Annotated in this window: 21 protein-coding genes and 1 pseudogene; 9 read left to right on the top strand and 13 right to left on the bottom strand. The window is 51.3% G+C overall.

Annotation, left to right across the window (positions count from 1 at the left end; all coding sequences use genetic code 11):
• Positions 1 to 201: 201 nt before the first annotated feature.
• The 4 genes from IPH59_03420 (at position 202) to IPH59_03405 (ending at position 2,203) form a co-directional block, all read left to right on the top strand.
• Positions 202 to 609 (top strand): hypothetical protein, encoded by a 408-nt coding sequence (locus IPH59_03420; protein MBK7090761.1) that lies wholly within the window; start codon positions 202 to 204, stop codon positions 607 to 609.
• Between the two features lie 67 nt (positions 610 to 676).
• Positions 677 to 979, top strand: a complete 303-nt coding sequence (locus IPH59_03415) for a hypothetical protein (protein ID MBK7090760.1) — start codon at positions 677 to 679, stop codon at positions 977 to 979.
• Positions 980 to 1,040: 61 nt separating this feature from the next.
• Complete coding sequence (locus tag IPH59_03410; protein MBK7090759.1) at positions 1,041 to 1,448, top strand: hypothetical protein; 408 nt, start codon at positions 1,041 to 1,043, stop codon at positions 1,446 to 1,448.
• A 383-nt stretch (positions 1,449 to 1,831) separates the two neighbouring features.
• Positions 1,832 to 2,203 carry a pyridoxamine 5'-phosphate oxidase family protein gene (locus tag IPH59_03405; protein MBK7090758.1) on the top strand — a complete coding sequence of 124 codons (372 nt, stop codon included), beginning with the start codon at positions 1,832 to 1,834 and terminating at the stop codon, positions 2,201 to 2,203.
• 161 nt (positions 2,204 to 2,364) lie between these two features.
• Here the strand turns inward: IPH59_03405 and IPH59_03400 are convergent, their stop codons facing one another.
• Entirely contained in the window at positions 2,365 to 2,766 is a 402-nt protein-coding gene (locus IPH59_03400; protein ID MBK7090757.1) for a hypothetical protein, read from the bottom strand.
• Positions 2,767 to 2,878: 112 nt separating this feature from the next.
• Between IPH59_03400 and IPH59_03395 the strand changes: the two genes are divergently transcribed.
• Positions 2,879 to 3,382 (top strand): transposase, encoded by a 504-nt coding sequence (locus tag IPH59_03395; protein ID MBK7090756.1) that lies wholly within the window; start codon positions 2,879 to 2,881, stop codon positions 3,380 to 3,382.
• Between the two features lie 191 nt (positions 3,383 to 3,573).
• Here IPH59_03395 and rplS read toward each other — a convergent pair whose 3' ends face one another.
• The 9 genes and pseudogenes from rplS to rpsU all read right to left on the bottom strand — a co-directional run bounded on the left by rplS (position 3,574) and on the right by rpsU (position 8,460).
• Positions 3,574 to 3,939 (bottom strand): 50S ribosomal protein L19, encoded by a 366-nt coding sequence (gene rplS, locus IPH59_03390; protein ID MBK7090755.1) that lies wholly within the window; start codon positions 3,937 to 3,939, stop codon positions 3,574 to 3,576.
• Between the two features lie 18 nt (positions 3,940 to 3,957).
• Positions 3,958 to 4,707, bottom strand: a complete 750-nt coding sequence (gene trmD / locus IPH59_03385; GenBank protein MBK7090754.1) for a tRNA (guanosine(37)-N1)-methyltransferase TrmD — start codon at positions 4,705 to 4,707, stop codon at positions 3,958 to 3,960.
• 3 nt (positions 4,708 to 4,710) lie between these two features.
• Positions 4,711 to 5,205 (bottom strand): 16S rRNA processing protein RimM, encoded by a 495-nt coding sequence (rimM, locus tag IPH59_03380; protein ID MBK7090753.1) that lies wholly within the window; start codon positions 5,203 to 5,205, stop codon positions 4,711 to 4,713.
• An 8-nt stretch (positions 5,206 to 5,213) separates the two neighbouring features.
• A complete protein-coding gene (locus IPH59_03375; GenBank protein MBK7090752.1) occupies positions 5,214 to 5,444 on the bottom strand; it encodes a KH domain-containing protein in 231 nt (76 codons plus the stop codon).
• A 130-nt stretch (positions 5,445 to 5,574) separates the two neighbouring features.
• Positions 5,575 to 5,949: a 30S ribosomal protein S16 gene (rpsP, locus tag IPH59_03370; protein MBK7090751.1), complete on the bottom strand. Its 375-nt coding sequence runs from the start codon at positions 5,947 to 5,949 to the stop codon at positions 5,575 to 5,577.
• Between the two features lie 43 nt (positions 5,950 to 5,992).
• Positions 5,993 to 7,309, bottom strand: a pseudogene (gene ffh / locus IPH59_03365) (signal recognition particle protein).
• Between the two features lie 74 nt (positions 7,310 to 7,383).
• The gene (locus IPH59_03360) at positions 7,384 to 7,728 is read right to left on the bottom strand and encodes a tRNA-binding protein (GenBank protein ID MBK7090750.1); all 345 of its coding nucleotides are present in this window, start codon (positions 7,726 to 7,728) and stop codon (positions 7,384 to 7,386) included.
• Positions 7,729 to 7,819: 91 nt separating this feature from the next.
• Complete coding sequence (locus IPH59_03355; protein ID MBK7090749.1) at positions 7,820 to 8,266, bottom strand: GatB/YqeY domain-containing protein; 447 nt, start codon at positions 8,264 to 8,266, stop codon at positions 7,820 to 7,822.
• A gap of 2 nt (positions 8,267 to 8,268) precedes the next feature.
• Positions 8,269 to 8,460: a 30S ribosomal protein S21 gene (gene rpsU, locus IPH59_03350; protein ID MBK7090748.1), complete on the bottom strand. Its 192-nt coding sequence runs from the start codon at positions 8,458 to 8,460 to the stop codon at positions 8,269 to 8,271.
• Between the two features lie 322 nt (positions 8,461 to 8,782).
• On the opposite strand from rpsU, the gene IPH59_03345 reads away from it, so the two are divergent.
• Together IPH59_03345 and IPH59_03340 are read left to right on the top strand one after the other, a co-directional pair.
• The gene (locus IPH59_03345) at positions 8,783 to 9,757 is read left to right on the top strand and encodes a MarR family transcriptional regulator/GNAT family N-acetyltransferase (GenBank protein MBK7090747.1); all 975 of its coding nucleotides are present in this window, start codon (positions 8,783 to 8,785) and stop codon (positions 9,755 to 9,757) included.
• Between the two features lie 33 nt (positions 9,758 to 9,790).
• Positions 9,791 to 11,167 carry a S41 family peptidase gene (locus IPH59_03340; protein MBK7090746.1) on the top strand — a complete coding sequence of 459 codons (1,377 nt, stop codon included), beginning with the start codon at positions 9,791 to 9,793 and terminating at the stop codon, positions 11,165 to 11,167.
• 248 nt (positions 11,168 to 11,415) lie between these two features.
• On the opposite strand, the gene IPH59_03335 is transcribed toward IPH59_03340, so the two are convergent.
• A complete protein-coding gene (locus tag IPH59_03335) occupies positions 11,416 to 11,943 on the bottom strand; it encodes a hypothetical protein (GenBank protein ID MBK7090745.1) in 528 nt (175 codons plus the stop codon).
• Between the two features lie 75 nt (positions 11,944 to 12,018).
• Positions 12,019 to 12,363 (bottom strand): HIT domain-containing protein, encoded by a 345-nt coding sequence (locus IPH59_03330; GenBank protein ID MBK7090744.1) that lies wholly within the window; start codon positions 12,361 to 12,363, stop codon positions 12,019 to 12,021.
• Between the two features lie 288 nt (positions 12,364 to 12,651).
• Between IPH59_03330 and IPH59_03325 the strand changes: the two genes are divergently transcribed.
• Both IPH59_03325 and IPH59_03320 read left to right on the top strand, forming a co-directional pair.
• Positions 12,652 to 13,125 (top strand): NYN domain-containing protein, encoded by a 474-nt coding sequence (locus IPH59_03325; protein ID MBK7090743.1) that lies wholly within the window; start codon positions 12,652 to 12,654, stop codon positions 13,123 to 13,125.
• 448 nt (positions 13,126 to 13,573) lie between these two features.
• The gene (locus tag IPH59_03320; protein ID MBK7090742.1) at positions 13,574 to 14,848 is read left to right on the top strand and encodes a citrate (Si)-synthase; all 1,275 of its coding nucleotides are present in this window, start codon (positions 13,574 to 13,576) and stop codon (positions 14,846 to 14,848) included.
• A 259-nt stretch (positions 14,849 to 15,107) separates the two neighbouring features.
• Here IPH59_03320 and IPH59_03315 read toward each other — a convergent pair whose 3' ends face one another.
• A complete protein-coding gene (locus IPH59_03315) occupies positions 15,108 to 16,040 on the bottom strand; it encodes a ChbG/HpnK family deacetylase (GenBank protein ID MBK7090741.1) in 933 nt (310 codons plus the stop codon).
• Between the last annotated feature and the right edge of the window lie 255 nt (positions 16,041 to 16,295).

Here is a 16,295-nt window from a genome sequence, read left to right as displayed (position 1 = left end):
GTAGTGGTCAAGTTGCTGCTATCCCACCGCAAGCGGTGGGGCACCTGCGAAAGGGAGAGCAACTTGTGCCAATGATCCTCCTCTTCAATAATCGAGTTCATCGGTACATCTTATGGATTAGCTCCATTTTCAATCCTCTGAACTACGGACCTTTGGGGCAACCACAGCGTACAATGAATAGGAGCAGAGAAGAGGAATCGATTGTCGAGTCGAAACATTTCGCAGAGCAGGATCGGTCCGAATCGCACCAAAGACTGGCTGAGGTCACTCGACCGGTCAAGGATTGTAGCAGCCTTCAAGAGTCTGTTTGGTCAAAGCAAAGACCTACATTCTGCCCGCGCTGAAGCTGTCAGACAGACTGCGGTTGCGCTAAATCACGAAATCAACAATCCGCTTACGGTTGTGCTGGGAAACGCAGAACTCCTGCTGATGAAGGAACATCAGCTTCCGGAGGAAGTGAAGGCCCGCCTCAAGACGATCGTAACAGCCGGATTGAGGATCAGGGACGCAGTCTCCAGATTGAGTACTGTAACGGAAGCTCAAAGCACTACCTACGACAACAAAATTCAGATGATTGATAGTCGGGACACGTCAGTCTCCGACATGTAATCCGCGTCTCCGCACGCACTTTTAATTGACCTGGACAATTTCAAACTTTCGCCCCGAAGGATTGCGTATGCCCGAACTGTTAGAACAGATTGTTTCCATTGACCCGAGCGGATTGCTTGGGAATGGACTGCAGTATGTGCGATCGCATTTCGGCACCCCGGGAGTGATTGCGGCTGCGGTTCTAAGCTTAAGTATTCTTGGACTTGTCGCCGCGAAGATTCTCAAGATTGTCTTCGACATTTTGAGATATGTTGTACTGCCATCGGTGGTGGTAACTTTCATCGCTACCTTCTTCCTCCCCTATTCATTCGTCAATATCCTGCCGGCTGCAGTGGCAGTCTTCTCAGTGGTACTGATAGTGAGGGGATAAACGACAGCGTAAGAATTCAGAGAATTTTCTAATACACTCAAAAACAATGGAGAACTCAGTCATGAGCCCGATTGATGACAAACAGAAAAACACGGAGGATACGACTATGTCACAACAAGACGGAAAGCGCTTCAATGCGCAGGATTCAAGATCGAGTCATTTCGATGACAAGAGAATTGATCAGGCGCTGGAGTTACTGGAAGAAGCCGCGCGCGACAGGAAGCATGACCTTCAGTCCGCGATAGAAAACAAGTACTCCAATCTCACTTCGATGCTCGGATCGATCAGCGGGCAGATCAAACATCGCGTTTCGGAAAGGTACGAGGCGGGCAAACAGAAGGCTGTCGACGTTGCGGTCGGTGTCGACAAGAGCGTGCACAACCGTCCGTGGGCGTACATCGGCGGCGCTGCTGCCGGTGCTATGCTGGTTGGATTTCTTCTGGGCAGATCACGTAGAAAAAGTCAGTGAACTAACCAAGAGTCTTGCATTGGATCGCGCATGCGCGCAGTTTACTTCACGAGCTTGAGGATAAGTCCCTTTTCAGATCCACGGAAAAACCGGCCGCAAGGCCGGTTTTGTTTTGCTGGTCACCCGAGGCAGTCAGGAGCACGGGGCTCCTGACCTACTTAGCGGTCAAGCCCCAAGAGGGCTTGACCAACGGACCTGAGAGAAGGGTCGGGCGCACACGGCGTCAGATTTGCCATAGACGAAATAAGACGTTGGCTGAGGCATACATGATATGCTACCTTGATTGGCAGAGAAGAACACAGTTATCAACCCGGCAGTTTTTCCGAACGCCACAAAGTGATTATTCGGAGTAAACGAAAGCCAACAAACATGAGGTACACACGATGATCCCGGAAAAGCTGCTTGAAATAATGAAAACAGATGGGGTGGTTGCGATTGCGACACTGGGACAGGATGGCCCGCATATGGTCAACACCTGGAATAGCTACTTGAGAATCTCGCCAGACGGACGACTGTTCATCCCGGCGGGATATATGCAAAAGACTGAAGCTAATATTGCCCACAACCCTTCGGTGCTGATTACATTGGGAAGCAGCAAGGTTAAAGGATTGCATGGTGCGGGTGCAGGTTTCTTGATAAAAGGAAAGGCGAGTTTCGTGACGGAGGGTCCCGACTTTACCTTCATGAAAGAGAAGTTCGATTGGCTGCGTGCCACTTTAGCGGTTACAATCGAATCGGCTACTCAGACTTGGTAGGGTTAAGTAGACGGATGACCGTCGATTTCTGTCAGACGTTTCGGCGTCGGGACAAGAGCTGACGCAAACTACGTAAGCAGGCAGACGACGGTCTCTGCCGCGCACAACTCGAGGAGTTGCGAGGCGGATTGTCAGGAGCACTGGGTTCCTGACCTACTAAGCTATTCCCAAGAACCGGGATCCTTCGCTCTTGCCAGACTATCGCGTGTTCTGTACTCCCTCTCAATTGATGATTCCGGCATTAACTTCCAGTTTCCCCGCGATCTCACTTTGTCACTGCGATACCACGCCTTATTGATCAAGACGGTTACATTAACAGAATCAACATCAAATGTCTTCGAAAACCAGCGAAATCCGAAGGCCGGAGCATACCTCGCGGCTTCAGTTTCAAATTGGTCTGGTGTATTAAGTCCGTCGACGTCAAGGAAACCTTCGAATTTGAACCGCGCGCTTGCCTCCGCTTCGTCAAACGTCTCGGGAGCACACCCGCATACAATAATTATGAGACTGAACGCAACAGCGAAAATCGAACACCACTCGAAATATCTTGTCTTGCGCATCATAATTCACTCCGGTATCGCGGCTGAGTTATGTAGGTCAGGAGCCCTGTGCTCCTGACATCTCACTGAAAGCGAAATCCCTTGTTGTGAAACGTCTGCTATACCATATTTTATCATGTCCATTTTACGACGATATCACACTTGCGGAAACATCTATTTTATCGCGAACGTAACGTTCGACCGCTTTCCCATTCTCGTCCAGAGTGCCGAACTACTTATCGAGTCGATCGAAGCAGTTCGTGCAAAGCAACCCTTCGAACTTCACGCATGGGTAATCATGCCCGATCATTTCCACTTTGTCGTTGATCCAACAGGGTGGGACATTTCAACACTTATGCATTCGATCAAAATGTCATTTGGTGCGCGATATCGAAAACTACTTGGACAGAAGTCCGGTCGCGTTTGGCAGAACCGGTTCTGGGATCATATTATTCGCAATCAGGAAGACTACAATCGGCATGTCGATTATGTGCACTACAATCCGGTTAAGCAAGGTCTTGTCAAGTCACCGTTTGATTGGCAGTGGACGTCGTTTCACGATTACGTTCGAGAGGGTTTGTATCGACGTGATTGGGGGAGTAAGGAAATCGATTGGGGTAAGGAGGATTTCGGGGAGTAATCGTAGGCGGGAATGTCAGGGCACCGGCCTGACCTACTCGGTTGTTTGGCGGGAATGTCAGGAGCACATGGGAATGTTAGGAGCACGGGGCCCTGACCTACAAAGTAAAAAACAAGAAGGCCGTGGGTGGGCACGGCCTTTCAATTTGGAGATGACACTTTCGAAAAGTGTAATCAATATAATCGCGGGAATTATTCGCCGGTGAGGTCTTGCTTTCTTTCGTCGATACGAGCAGCCTTACCGGAGCGATTGCGCAAGTAATTCAACTTGGCGCGACGAACGCGGCCGGTACGAATTCTTTCGATCTTGGCGATATTCGGCGAATGCAAGGGGTAGACTTTTTCTACAGCGATGCCCTGCGTGACTTTGCGGACGGTGAATGATGCGCCGGTGGCGGTGCCGCCGCCGCGACGACCCATGACCACACCCTGGAAGATCTGGATGCGTTCTTTGTCGCCTTCCATGATTTTCTGATGGACAGCGATGGTGTCACCGGGAGCGAAATCGACTTTCTGCTCGCGGAGGTATTTCGCCTCGATTTTTTGCACGATGTTCATATTTATCCTCCAATCAAATTAATTATCAAATTCATTTCCGGCGGCGATCCGCTCGATCATGGCGCGGTCGTCATCGGACAGGTCCGCGCGACGCAGCAGATCGGGACGATTGTCCATGGTGCGCTTGAGCGCGGCCCAACGACGAAACTCGTCCATACGTGCATGGTCCCCGCCCAGAAGAGTCGCGGGCGCTTTTTCGCCCAGGAACTCGGCGGGACGAGTCCATACCGGAGCACCGAGAATATCATCACTGAACGAATCTGTCAAGGCCGAATCTATGTCGTGCATACTTCCCGGCAATAAACGGAAGACAGATTCCAGGATGACGAGGGCGGCTGTCTCGCCGCCATTGATTATATAATCACCAATCGACACTTCATCAAGGTCGAAAAACTTCAAAATTCGCTCGTCGACGCCCTTGTAACGACCGCAGATAATAATCAAATGGTCGAGCAGGGAGTACTTTACAGCTGCCGGCTGGTCGTATTTGCGCCCTGCGGCAGAGGTTAGGACGATACGGCGGTTCTTGCTTTCGTCATTATATAGCACCGAAGAGAGCGCGTCATAGAGCGGCTCAATTTTCATCACCATTCCGCCACCGCCGCCAAAAGGTGCGTCATCGACGGTGTTGTGCTTGTTTCCTGAGAACTTGCGGATGTCAACAATCTCAACCTCAAGCGTCTTGTTTTCGACTGCTTTTTGCAGAAGCGACTGTTCGAGCGGACTTGCGAAGAACTCCGGGAAGATGGTAAGAATTGTGACTTTCATGTTCTACAGATCAAGCAGGCCTTCGATGATGCGGACGGTAACCTTGCGTTCTTCCTTGTCGACGTTCAAAATGACATTCTCTGATGCCGGGAGCAGAATCGAGCGTTCGCCCTCGACGCGCCAGAGATCGTTTGCCGGCATTTCGATGATTTCGGCGATTTCGCCGAGGTACTCGCCGGATTCTGTATATACCTTCATGCCGATAACGTCGAAGAGGAAAAAGGTCTGATCCGGAAGATCGACCATTTCGTCTTTGGTGATGCTGACAAACTCGCCGATATGGTCCTCGGCGAGATTGCGCGTGTCAATGCCTTCGAATAAGATCAGCAGTTGTCGTTTGTGGTAGCGGACTTCGCGGATTGTATACCGCGCGGTCGCTCGTCCTTCGAGGAAAGCTGATTCGAGATCTTCAAACCGGTCGACAAAATCGGTAAGTGGATTAACCACTACTTCGCCCTTGATTCCATGGGCGCGAACTATTTTGCCAATCGCAATCAATTCATCCGTTATTCGAGAATCTCCAATACCGCGCGTTTACCTTGTTTGGCAGATACTGCCAGCATAATTGTGCGGATCGCTTTGGCGGTGTTCCCCGCCTTTCCGATCACTTTGCCCAGGTCACCCTGACCAACCCGAAGTTCGAAAACCGTGGTACGCTCACCTTCGATTTCCTTGAGCACTACGGCGTCGGGATTATCCACTAAGGCCTTAACAATGGTCTCAACGAACTCCTTCACATTCACTCTCCCTCAACTATAAGAAACAAACTTTTGCTTCCATGTAAACGCAAGCGTCGGCGGAGTGTCTCCGCGCGTCCTGCGACGGGGAGTGAAGCGAAGTTGCTCGCTTGAGAATAGCGTCTCGCTGTTAGGCGGACGCTTCCCCGGTCGGAGCCGCCGAAGCTGCTTTTGCTTTTCTGGTGCGTTTCTTGCGCTCGGTGATCGTCGTCTTGATCTCGATCCCGGAAGCGTCTTTACCGGCCTTCAGCAGTTCCCACTTCTCATTGATACCGATTTGGGAGAACAGCGTATGAACGGTGTCAGACGGCTCTGCTCCCTCACCCAACCACTTAAGCACCTTTTCTTCATTGATGGTAATCTTCGCCGGCTTTACCAGCGGGTTGTAGTTACCCATCATGTCGACAAAGCGACCCTGGCGCGCACGGCGCGAGTCGATAGCGACGATTCTGTAAATCGGGCGTTTCTTAGCGCCCATTCTTCTGAGTCTTAGTTTGACTGCCAAGTCAATCCTCCATATTTAAGATACGTATAAGTTAGTTCTAATCCTAATTGAAAAAGTTACCCGGAATCATCCTCTTTAATTTTCCACCGCGCATCTGCTTGATCATCTTCTGCATCTGCTGGAATTGTTTGATCAGGCGGTTGACCTCCTGAATCGACGTTCCGGAGCCGTCAGCGATTCTTGCCCGGCGCGAACCGTTGAGAACCTGCGGGCGGTTGCGCTCTTCAAGTGTCATCGAAAGGATGATCGCTTCGACGCGCTTCATCTGGGACTCGTCGATCTCGACATTGCGCAACTGGCTGGAAACACCGGGAATCATCTTCAAAATCGACTCCAACGAGCCCATTTTCTTGAGCTGTTGAAGCTGCTGGTAGAAGTCGTCGAACGTGAAAGCTTCCTTGCGGAGCTTCTTTTCGAGTTTGACAGCTTCCTTGACATCGATGGTTTCCTGCGCCTTCTCGACCAGCGAGACAATATCGCCCATACCGAGGATTCGCGACGCCATGCGTTCCGGATAGAATAGCTCCAGATCGCTTAATTTTTCGCCGACACTGACCAATTTGATCGGCTTGCCGGTGATATGGCGGATAGACAGTGCCGCACCGCCACGGAGTCGCCATCGAGCTTGGTCAATGCCACGCCGCTTAAGTCGAGTGTCTCATTGAATTGAGCGGCGACATTGACGGCATCCTGACCGGTCATCGAATCGGCAACCAGCAGGATTTCGTCGGGCGAAACCTTCTTCTTGATGTCGCTGAGTTCCTGCATCAACTCCTGGTCGATATGCAGTCGTCCGGCGGTGTCGAAGATGATCAGCGTCAGGTTATTGGCGCGAGCGTATTCAATTGCCTCCGCGCAAATTTGCGGCGGCTTTTTATCAACATGAAATACCGGCACATCGATCTGCTTGCCGAGTACCTGTAATTGCTTGACGGCAGCAGGACGATAGATGTCGGCGGCGACCATGAGCGGGCGCTGGCCCTTCTTCTGGTAGTGCAAAGCGAGTTTGCCGGCGAGAGTCGTCTTACCGGAGCCTTGCAGACCGCAGAGAAGGATCTTGCCAGGGGTACCGCGGAATTCGATGGGGGCATTCTGCCCGCCGAGAATTCCGACCAGTTCGTCGTAAATGATCTTGACGATTTGTTCGCCGGGCGCCACTGACCGGAGTGTTTCCTGGCCATAGGCTTTTTTCCTCGACGCCGGCAATGAACTGCTTGACGACCTTGAAGTTGACGTCTGCATCAAGCAATGCGCGCCGGACATCTTTCACCGACTCGCGGACGTTGTCTTCCGTCAGCTTCCCTTGACCCCTCAGGGTCTTAAATGCCTTCTCTAATTTCTCAGAAAGTGAATCGAACATATCTCACCGTTAAACAATACAGAACAGTGAGTATACTTTCCGGAGCGTGGAAATGCAAGGAGATATTCTCTGCGCTAATAGACTCTAAAACCGATAACTGCAGGTTTTCGGCTCGGCTCCAAAAGCGACAAACTGCCGTCTTCTTTCTCGACACCGAGGATCAGCACCTCGGATTGGAAGCCGGCGATGTTCTTGGGCGGAAAATTCACTACGGCAAGCACTTGCCTACCCAGAAGTTCCTCTTTGGTATAAGCAAGTTTGGCCTGGACGCTGGACCACTTTTCGCCGATTTCGGCGCCGAAGTTGACGCGGACTTTGTAAGAAGGATTCTTGGCACGTTCGAAGTCGAGGACTTCAAGGATTTCGCCGACGCGGATATCGACTTTGCGAAAGTCGTCGTAGGTGATCAGCGCTTCCATTCTATTTTCTCTTCATGCAGATGGGTCAAATAAAAAACCCGCCCGATGTCGCCATCAGGCAGGTCACCACTCTAATCTAATTTCAACAATCTTACCCCGCCAATTTGGCGGCGATGATTTCGCGTAGTCGATTGCCGTCGGCGCGACCTTTGACTTTGGGCATGACTTCTTTCATCACTTTGCCCAAATCGGCCGGCGCTTTTGCTCCGCTCGCTTCAATAGCAGCCACAACAAAGGCAGTCAATTCGTCATCGGAAAGCTGCTGGGGCAGATAATGGATGATTATCGCCAGCTCCGATTCTTCCTTGGTCGCCAGATCTTCTCTCCCACCGGCACGAAACTGCTCGATGGAATCGCGGCGCTTCTTAGCGGCAGAAGACAACACGGCAAGTACATCTTCCTCAGTCGGAGGATGCTTCAACTCAATCTCTTTATACTTGATGTCTGATTTCAATCCCCGGATGACTTCGAGCTTGCCTTTGTCGCCTGCTCGCATGGCATCCTTGAGGTCGTTGTTCAGGGTGTCTAACACCGACATCTTTAGTCTTCCCGATTGAACCGGCGCGTTTTGCGTTTGGCAGCGTTCATTTTACGCTTGCGTCTGTCAGACGGCTTCTCAAAATGCTGGTGCTTTTTGATATCCGACAGAATGCCCGAACGTTCGCACAGCTTGTTGAATCTTCTTAAAGCCTTTTCAAACGACTCGTCGTCGCGGACTTTTACTCCTGTCAAGCTTGGCTCAACCTCCTCTCAAAACGAAAAATTGTTGGCCCCCTCATTACTCCAGAACTGATGAATATATTGACGGTCATATAGAGAGTCAAGGACAATATAATGTTAGCGACGACTATGGATGGAGCCTTGTCAGCCATACAAGTAGTCGCCGGTCAATATTCCGAGCCATAAAACCACGATTGTTGTCGCCAATTGGCGCAAGCGCAGGTATCTTCCTCGTGTAATAAATACGAAAAATCAAGAGGAGGACTTAACAATTCTTAACCAAACTTTTAGGTAAGCGCTTACGTAAACCAGTTACATCAGGAAGGATTGTGCAATGACAGGGCACGGTAAAGACACAATCAAGGAATTGGGAGCGTTAGCTTTCGCCAGTCGCCTCAAGCGATTAAGCGACCGTCTGGCGCGAGATATTTCGCGAGTGTATGAAGAACATCAACTGCAATTTGAAGCCCGATGGTTTCCCGTGGCATACTTATTATCACAGAAATCGCCGTTGTCGGTGACGGAAATCGCCGATCGCCTTCAATTCACTCACCCGGCAGTCAACCAGATTGCGGGACAAATGGAACGAGGCGGGCTATTGGCTTCGACGCGCGATCGCAACGACGACCGCCGGCGGCTGTTGAGTTTGACCAAACAGGGAAAACAAATGGTCAAGCAGCTACAGCCGGTTTGGGACGTTATTCGCGGTTGCACGGCGGAACTTTTGAATTCGCTCGATGGCAATTTCCTCGGCGCGATTCAGCAGATCGAAGTCTCATTGAATGAAAAAGACATGTATGCACGCGTCACGGAACAGCTTTATCCGGAGAAACGGACCGCAGTCGAGATCGTCGACTTCAAACCTCGCTGGGCAGATAAGTTTCGCGAGTTGAATGAAGAATGGCTGAGCGAGTTTTTCAAGGTGGAGGCCGCAGACAAAGTCATGCTGGAGAATCCGGAAGCGGAGATTATCAAGCGCGGCGGCGCGGTGCTTTTCGCCAAGTCGGAAAGCAACATCGTCGGCACAGTGGCGTTGATTCGGCATTCGGAGACGATTTATGAACTCGCGAAGATGGCAGTCGCCAAGCCGTATCGCGGTCGTGGTGTTGGAGCGCGCCTGCTGGAAACAGCCATCCATCGCACCCGTCTTGCCGGAGCCAATCAACTGGTATTGGGAACCAGCACTCAGCTCAAGGCGGCTAATTTGCTCTATCGCAAGTACGGTTTCCGCAAATTGTCGGCAAAACCGAAATGGGCGACGGCCTATGCTCGCGAAACTGTTTACATGAAACTCAATATTTCACCATAAACGTATCGCTATCAAACAATCGGAGTTGTTGTCATGAAGAATCGTATTCGAGCAAACATGGGAATTGTGAACGGACTAATTTGTGCCACTGTCGTAATTGGCACGCTGTTTCTCGCGACAACACAACTTCGAGCCCAGATAATAGTCGGTGGTCCGCCAGTGGACAAGGAGCTTACAGCGAAGGCGCAAGCTGCGATCATTGACAGCGTCTCCACTGCCCTGCTCGACAACTACATCTTTCTCGACAAGGCACAGGAGATGGAGAAGCTGATGCGGAGCAATCTCAAGAAGGGAGCCTACACGGATATCAAGGCATACCCGGCGTTTTTGCAGAAACTAACGCAAGATCTCAGGTCAGTATCCCATGATTTGCATCTTGGAGTCTACTTCGTTCCGGACGACGTGATACGCGAACTGCACTCGAGAGACGACACGACGACCGCGAATCCATTCTTAGAAGAAATGAAGAACAGCAATATGGGATTTCTCAAGCTCGAAATCCTGCCGGGCAATATCGGCTACCTTGACCTGCGGGGCTTCACACCCGCGGAGGTCGGCGGTTCAACAGCGATTGCGGCAATGAATTTCCTGGGGAATTGCGATGCCTTGATTTTCGATTTGCGCAAGAACGGCGGCGGTGATCCGTCGATGATTCAGCTGATCTCGAGTTATTTGTTCGAAACACCAGTGCATTTGAACAGCTTTTATGTCCGGTCGCTCGACACAATGCAGCAGTTTTGGACGCAAGCTTACGTCCCGGGAAGGAAACTCGATAAGGCGGAGGTCTTCGTGCTGACAAGTCCGAACACGTTTTCGGGCGCCGAGGAGTTTTCCTACAATCTCAAGAATCTGAAGCGCGGCACGATAATCGGCAAGACGACCGGGGGCGGCGCGCATCCGACCGAGGGCCACTTGTTCGCGAGTCTCAATACCGAGGTCAGTGTTCCGTTCGGGCGCGCGATCAATCCGATTACGGGAACGAATTGGGAAGGCGTTGGAGTGACGCCGGATGTTGACGTAGACGTAGAGAAGGCGCTTGACGTCGCTCAGATGATGGCACTTCAAGCAATCGCTGAAAAGACGGATGATCTTCAGAAAAAGGAACGCCTGCAATGGGCGGCGGAAGCACTCGCGGCGAGAGTCAATCCTGTTGCATTGGACGAAAACTTGCTGCGCCAATATGAAGGGACTTACGGTCCGCGCAAAGTGTGGGTCGAGAACGGCGCGCTTTATTATCAACGCGGAGAGAACCCGAAAAACCAGCTCATCCCGCTCGGGAAAGACAAGTTTATGCTAAAGGGCGTTGAGTACTTCCGTGCGCAATTCCTCCGCGGCGAGGACGGCAACGTGACGACGTTTGTGGGGCTGTACGACAATGGGACGAGCGAGCAGCACGAGCGGAGTAATTAGAACGCGAGTCAGGCGGAGCAGTTGGTAGGGCAGGTCTCCTCGCCGAAATTCATCGACAAATTGTAGCACGCATTTGGAGACCTGCCAGTCAATCCTGTTCACAGGGTGAGTCATTGGCAGGTCTCCATCTAGATACCCCAAATTCCATAATGATTCCGGTAAGGAGACCTGCCCTACTCACCAAAAAATCAGATACGCTCACAGGGGGCCTAGGCTACTATCACGATTCTTCGCTCAATGAAAGTTTCTTAAGGGCGCCACGAGGGCTGGTCCCAGAAAGCGAGTGCGAATCCGAATGTGACGTTGCCGGTACTGGTTGCGGCTTTAATCATCTTAAGTTCCAGCCACAGTGAGCTTCCAAAATTCGCGGCAACGCCAAGGTGTCCGGTGAGAGCGCGATTGGAGTTGCGCCATTCGGGGAGATCGGAGAAGCCCATTCCCACACCACCGGAGATTGCCATTGGCAGAGTTCCGCCGGCAAGGAAGTAGCCTGACAAAGTGATGGGGGCATCAAGGAAGTATGAGGCATCATTTGGCGTGGAGCCTGTGAACATGGTGTAGTTGGCAGAGATGCCCAATGACAAATGACCGCCCACGCCGAAGCTGAGTCCACTGCCGCCATGTATTGCGGTACTGCGATTGGGACCGGCAGCACTTCCCCCGCCGAACATCAGATTCCAGGTGGCGACACCGGGATTGGAATTGTTGATATCATCTGCCCAAGATTGACCGACGAAGATCAACGATACAACTGCAAAAAGTAGAATTTTCCTCATAGTCCGATTCCCACCAATAATGACCTGGCGCGATTGTCCTCTCCCCTACAAGAATCGGAATCGGAAGGATTTTGCTTAGCCCCGACCGAGAAAATGATAATGCAGATGAAACACGATTTGGCCCGAACCGGGGCCGTTATTGATCTGGATGCGGAAGTCCTTTCCCCTATCGCCGAGCATCTCGCTAATGCGTTGCACGGTATCCGCAAGCTGGGAGCGAACTTCGGGGGGCGCACTCATGAAATCGGTGAAGTGCTGTTTGGGACAGATCAGCAAGTGAATTGGCGCTTTGGGAGTGATGTCGTGGAACACGATGACGTTGTCATCCTGGTAGAAGATTTTCGAGGGATGGTTCCTTCGATGATTTGGCAGAAGATGCAGTGCATGGGGAGAAGTAATGTCGCTTCGATGTGGAGTCAAGGGAATTGTGTTTGCCAAGATTGGTAGCGCGGATTAGAAGAACCCACCGGTTCGTAAGTGTTGAAGAAGCTCCTTCACTGTCATCCTGAGCCGCAACGCAGGCGAAGGACTTGCCTCTGCTGATGAACACCCATCGATTCTTCGCTGCGCTCAGAATGACAAAGTTCGAGCTTTTTCAACAGTCCAGTTCGGTGGGGTACAGGTTAACAAGTTGATGTCAAGCGAAGTCCACCATTGACTCTTGCGACTAACTCCGTACATTTGCTTGATCATTAAAAGGAGCGATTGATGTCCCTCCATTACATCCTTGATGGATACAACGTAATCAAGCGCACGGAATTCCTTGCCAAGATGAAACTTGAAGAGGCGCGCGGTGAACTCGTGCGGTTCGTTGTCAACAAACGACCACATGGCAGTCAGCGCAACAAAGTCACCGTGGTGTTTGACGGCAAGGCCGGGTATTACATGTCGGCGCCTGAGAATCGCGCCGTCGCGGTTATATTCGCGACCAAAACCAACGCCGATCAGGAGATCAAAACAATCGTCGGTCGCAGCCGCACACCTAGGCATATCATTGTCGTCACCGACGACCGCGAAGTTCAATCGTATGTAAAATCTTGCAGCGCCCAAGTCATGAGTTGCACCGAATTTATCAATCGGGGATCGGCGTCTCGTGGCGGCGACGATGGTGCCTCAAAGGGCGGTCTTACACAACAGCAGCAAATCGAGATCAACAAAGAATTGGAAATTCAATTCGGATAGCTGAGGATGATGAGGATTGACGTGAATTGGTCTTACTGAACCAAAGCGCCGATTCAGTACCCACTGCCCTGCTACCGCACCCTTCAAGTACAATTTTCCGAGCTTTCGACGTTCCAGCCTCGAATTTGACCCTCTCGAATTCTCAGGAATATCTACCTTTAATTAGATTCTTCTAAAGAAGATGGGGGCTTTTCCGACTTATTAGATAGAGGATAAAAATTACATTAAATCCGATGAAAGTTTGGGATAATTGCTTGATTTTTCTGCTATTTTTCTCTAAAATATAGTTGACAAGTCTGCAATTGAAAGGTATATACTGAGAACAGAATTGTGAATTTATTCACATTTGGCCCGGTGTGGGCGAAGCGTGATGATATGAAGTTCGTCCTCCGCTCAAGCCGGAATATGGAGGTTCGATAAAATGGCAACCATAGCAAAAGAAGTCAAGATGACAGCAATCAGAGACAAAATGGCCACTGAGCTCCCGAAATGGTCGAAGGAGATTCAGGACCTCGTAAAGCAGTACGGCGATGTAAAAATCTCCGATGTTTCGATCGCGCAAGCCTACGGTGGTATGCGTGGTGTCAAGGGTTTGGTTTGTGACACATCCGATGTTCCGCCAGATAAGGGATTAATCATCCGCGGACGTCCGGTCGCTGACCTTGTCAACAACACCCCGGAAGAAGTATTCTGGCTGCTGTTGACCGGCGAAATGCCGACCAAGGACGAAGTTGCCGACCTTAGCCGCGAACTCAAAGCCCGCGCCAAGGTGCCGGAATATGTATGGAAAGTACTCGAAGCTATGCCGAAGGATTCGCATCCGATGGCAATGTTCGATACCGCCATTTTAGTCATGGAAAGAGAATCAAAGTTCCGTGAGCATTATGATGCCGGCATGCCGAAGAGCGAATACTGGGTATGGACGCTCGAAGACGCGCTTGACATCGTCGCCAAGCTGCCCGAAATCGCGGCTGGTGTTTATCGGATGAAGTTCAACAAGGGACCGCGCATCGCTTACGATCCGTCGCTCGACTGGTCGCAGAACTATGTTAAGATGTTGGGTCTTCCGGATCCGACCGGCAAGTTCGCCGATTGCATGAGACTGTATCTTGTACTTCATTCCGACCACGAATCAGGAAACGTCAGCGCCCACACGACGTTCTGCGTCAACTCTGCGCTTTCCGATCTTTACTATGCCCTCTCTGCCGGACTCAATGGTCTTGCAGGACCGCTTCACGGCCTCGCCAATCAAGAGTGCCTGAACTGGGTGTTGATGGTAAAGGAAAAATTCGGCGGCGTTCCGACTGATCAGCAGTTGAAGGAATTCGCCTGGGAAACTCTCAATTCAGGTAAAGTGGTTCCGGGTTACGGTCATGCCGTTCTCCGCATCACTGACCCGCGCTTTGCGGCGTTCCTTGATTGGGGTAAGAAGAATATCGCTGACGACGAAGTATTCCAGCTTGTCGCGAAGGTATTCGATGTCGTACCGACAGTGCTTCAGCAAGTGCAGAAGATTAAGGATCCGTGGCCGAATGTGGACGCAGGATCAGGCGCGTTGCTCTATCACTATGGCATGACTGAATTTGCATATTATACTGTCTTGTTCTCCGTATCGCGCGCCCTCGGCGTGTGCGCACAAGCTGTTGTCGCACGCGGTCTTGGATGGCCGATCGAAAGACCAAAATCAGTTACTACCAAGTGGCTAAAGTCACAAATTAAGTAATTGAAGTTTGGAACTTTGAAATGATACAGGCGTTAGAACAAGTAGTGAAAATAGTTCAGACAGCATCGCCCGATGCTGATGACATTTGAGTAATCCTACCGGAAGGGCCTGGGGTTGATCGCTTCAGGTTGCTCCCTGGGGACCCTTCCTTATCCTACCCTGTACCCAACGGACTGGGAGGTTCGAAAGAATCGCCCAGTCTTCCTTTTTGGGGTAATTTTTCTGATTTTTGAAAATTGAGACGAAGAAAAAGCATGCGCTATTGAGCGCGCATGAGATCGCGGATTGGTGCGAAACTAATCAGCTTGATCCCCTGCTCTTTGATGAGCGACTGAAATTCGGGCGAGACAAGAATAGAGTAGTCCCATTCGCGGATTGACCAAATGTTGCGGTCTTCCCTGTTCGCCTGGTGCGTGCGGACTTCGTAACGCGGATCGGCAGGATGAAAATAGAGTTCTGTGACACCGAACGGCAGGTGCTGAAGCAAGCGACACATATAGTGGTGTTTTTCTGAGAGCGCGGCAAAACCGTCGATCGGCAGATAGACGAAGTTGTCGGTGAATTGGAGACACAGCCTGCGGGCGCGCTCAATCCAGCCATCACCAAGACCGATTTGCTCGAGCAAAGCCCGCGATCCCATACGCAAAGGGAGGCGAAACTTTGCCGCCAGACCCAGGTACAGATCCGCAAACTCCGGGCGAAGCTGCATTGTGCCCTCGTGGCTGTCGATGTGGGTAACGTCGATTCCGTCTGCCAATGCACGTTCAATCTGGGCGGTTGCTTCACGATGAGCTTCTTCGGGGTTGGCGCCAAGAAAGAACTGGTCGCGGTCGAGATGAAATTTTCCTGAGGCATCAACGAGACTGGCGACTTCAGCGATGGGGCTAACCGGCCCGACGAGAGCTTCTGGGAGAGATGAAGTCATCGTGATGTGCACGCCGCAGGCAATGGGTTGAGCCTTCATGCGAGTCAAAGCATCCTGATAATCACCGGCAGTGACCATTATTGTCGTTGAGCTAATCGTACCGGAGGAGCTGAGTTCGGCGATTGTGCGGTTGATTCCAGATGTCAAACCAAGATCGTCGGCATTGATAATCAACAGCTTGTCGTTTGCTGAATACCCAAGGTGTTCGGCAAGGGTTGCAACGCGGCCACGATATGCATAAGACTCGGGAGGCGAAAAAGGGTACATATCTTGATTATACAATGAGAACCATCGCGAGGCAAGCTGACTCGCCGGACAAGCGGCAAATTAAAGGGAGTGGTGGAGGGGGGATACCCGAAGTCACCTTCGAGCGGCTGGTTGGACCAGCGCACACCACTCCCAAATCTCGTGCGTGGTATGCCAAATGGGAACAACATGCAAAAATGATGCCGACAGCTGTCGGGTGTGACCGTGGATGGTCTCTGCTATCTTCTGCATTAGCTAATACGACACCAATACCCG

The sequence above is a fragment of the bacterium genome, from assembly GCA_016708315.1.
GTDB lineage: Bacteria > Zixibacteria > MSB-5A5 > CAIYYT01 > CAIYYT01 > JADJGC01.
The sequence above is the reverse complement of the archived record's forward strand: the minus strand, read 5'-3'. Positions and strand labels throughout refer to the sequence as shown.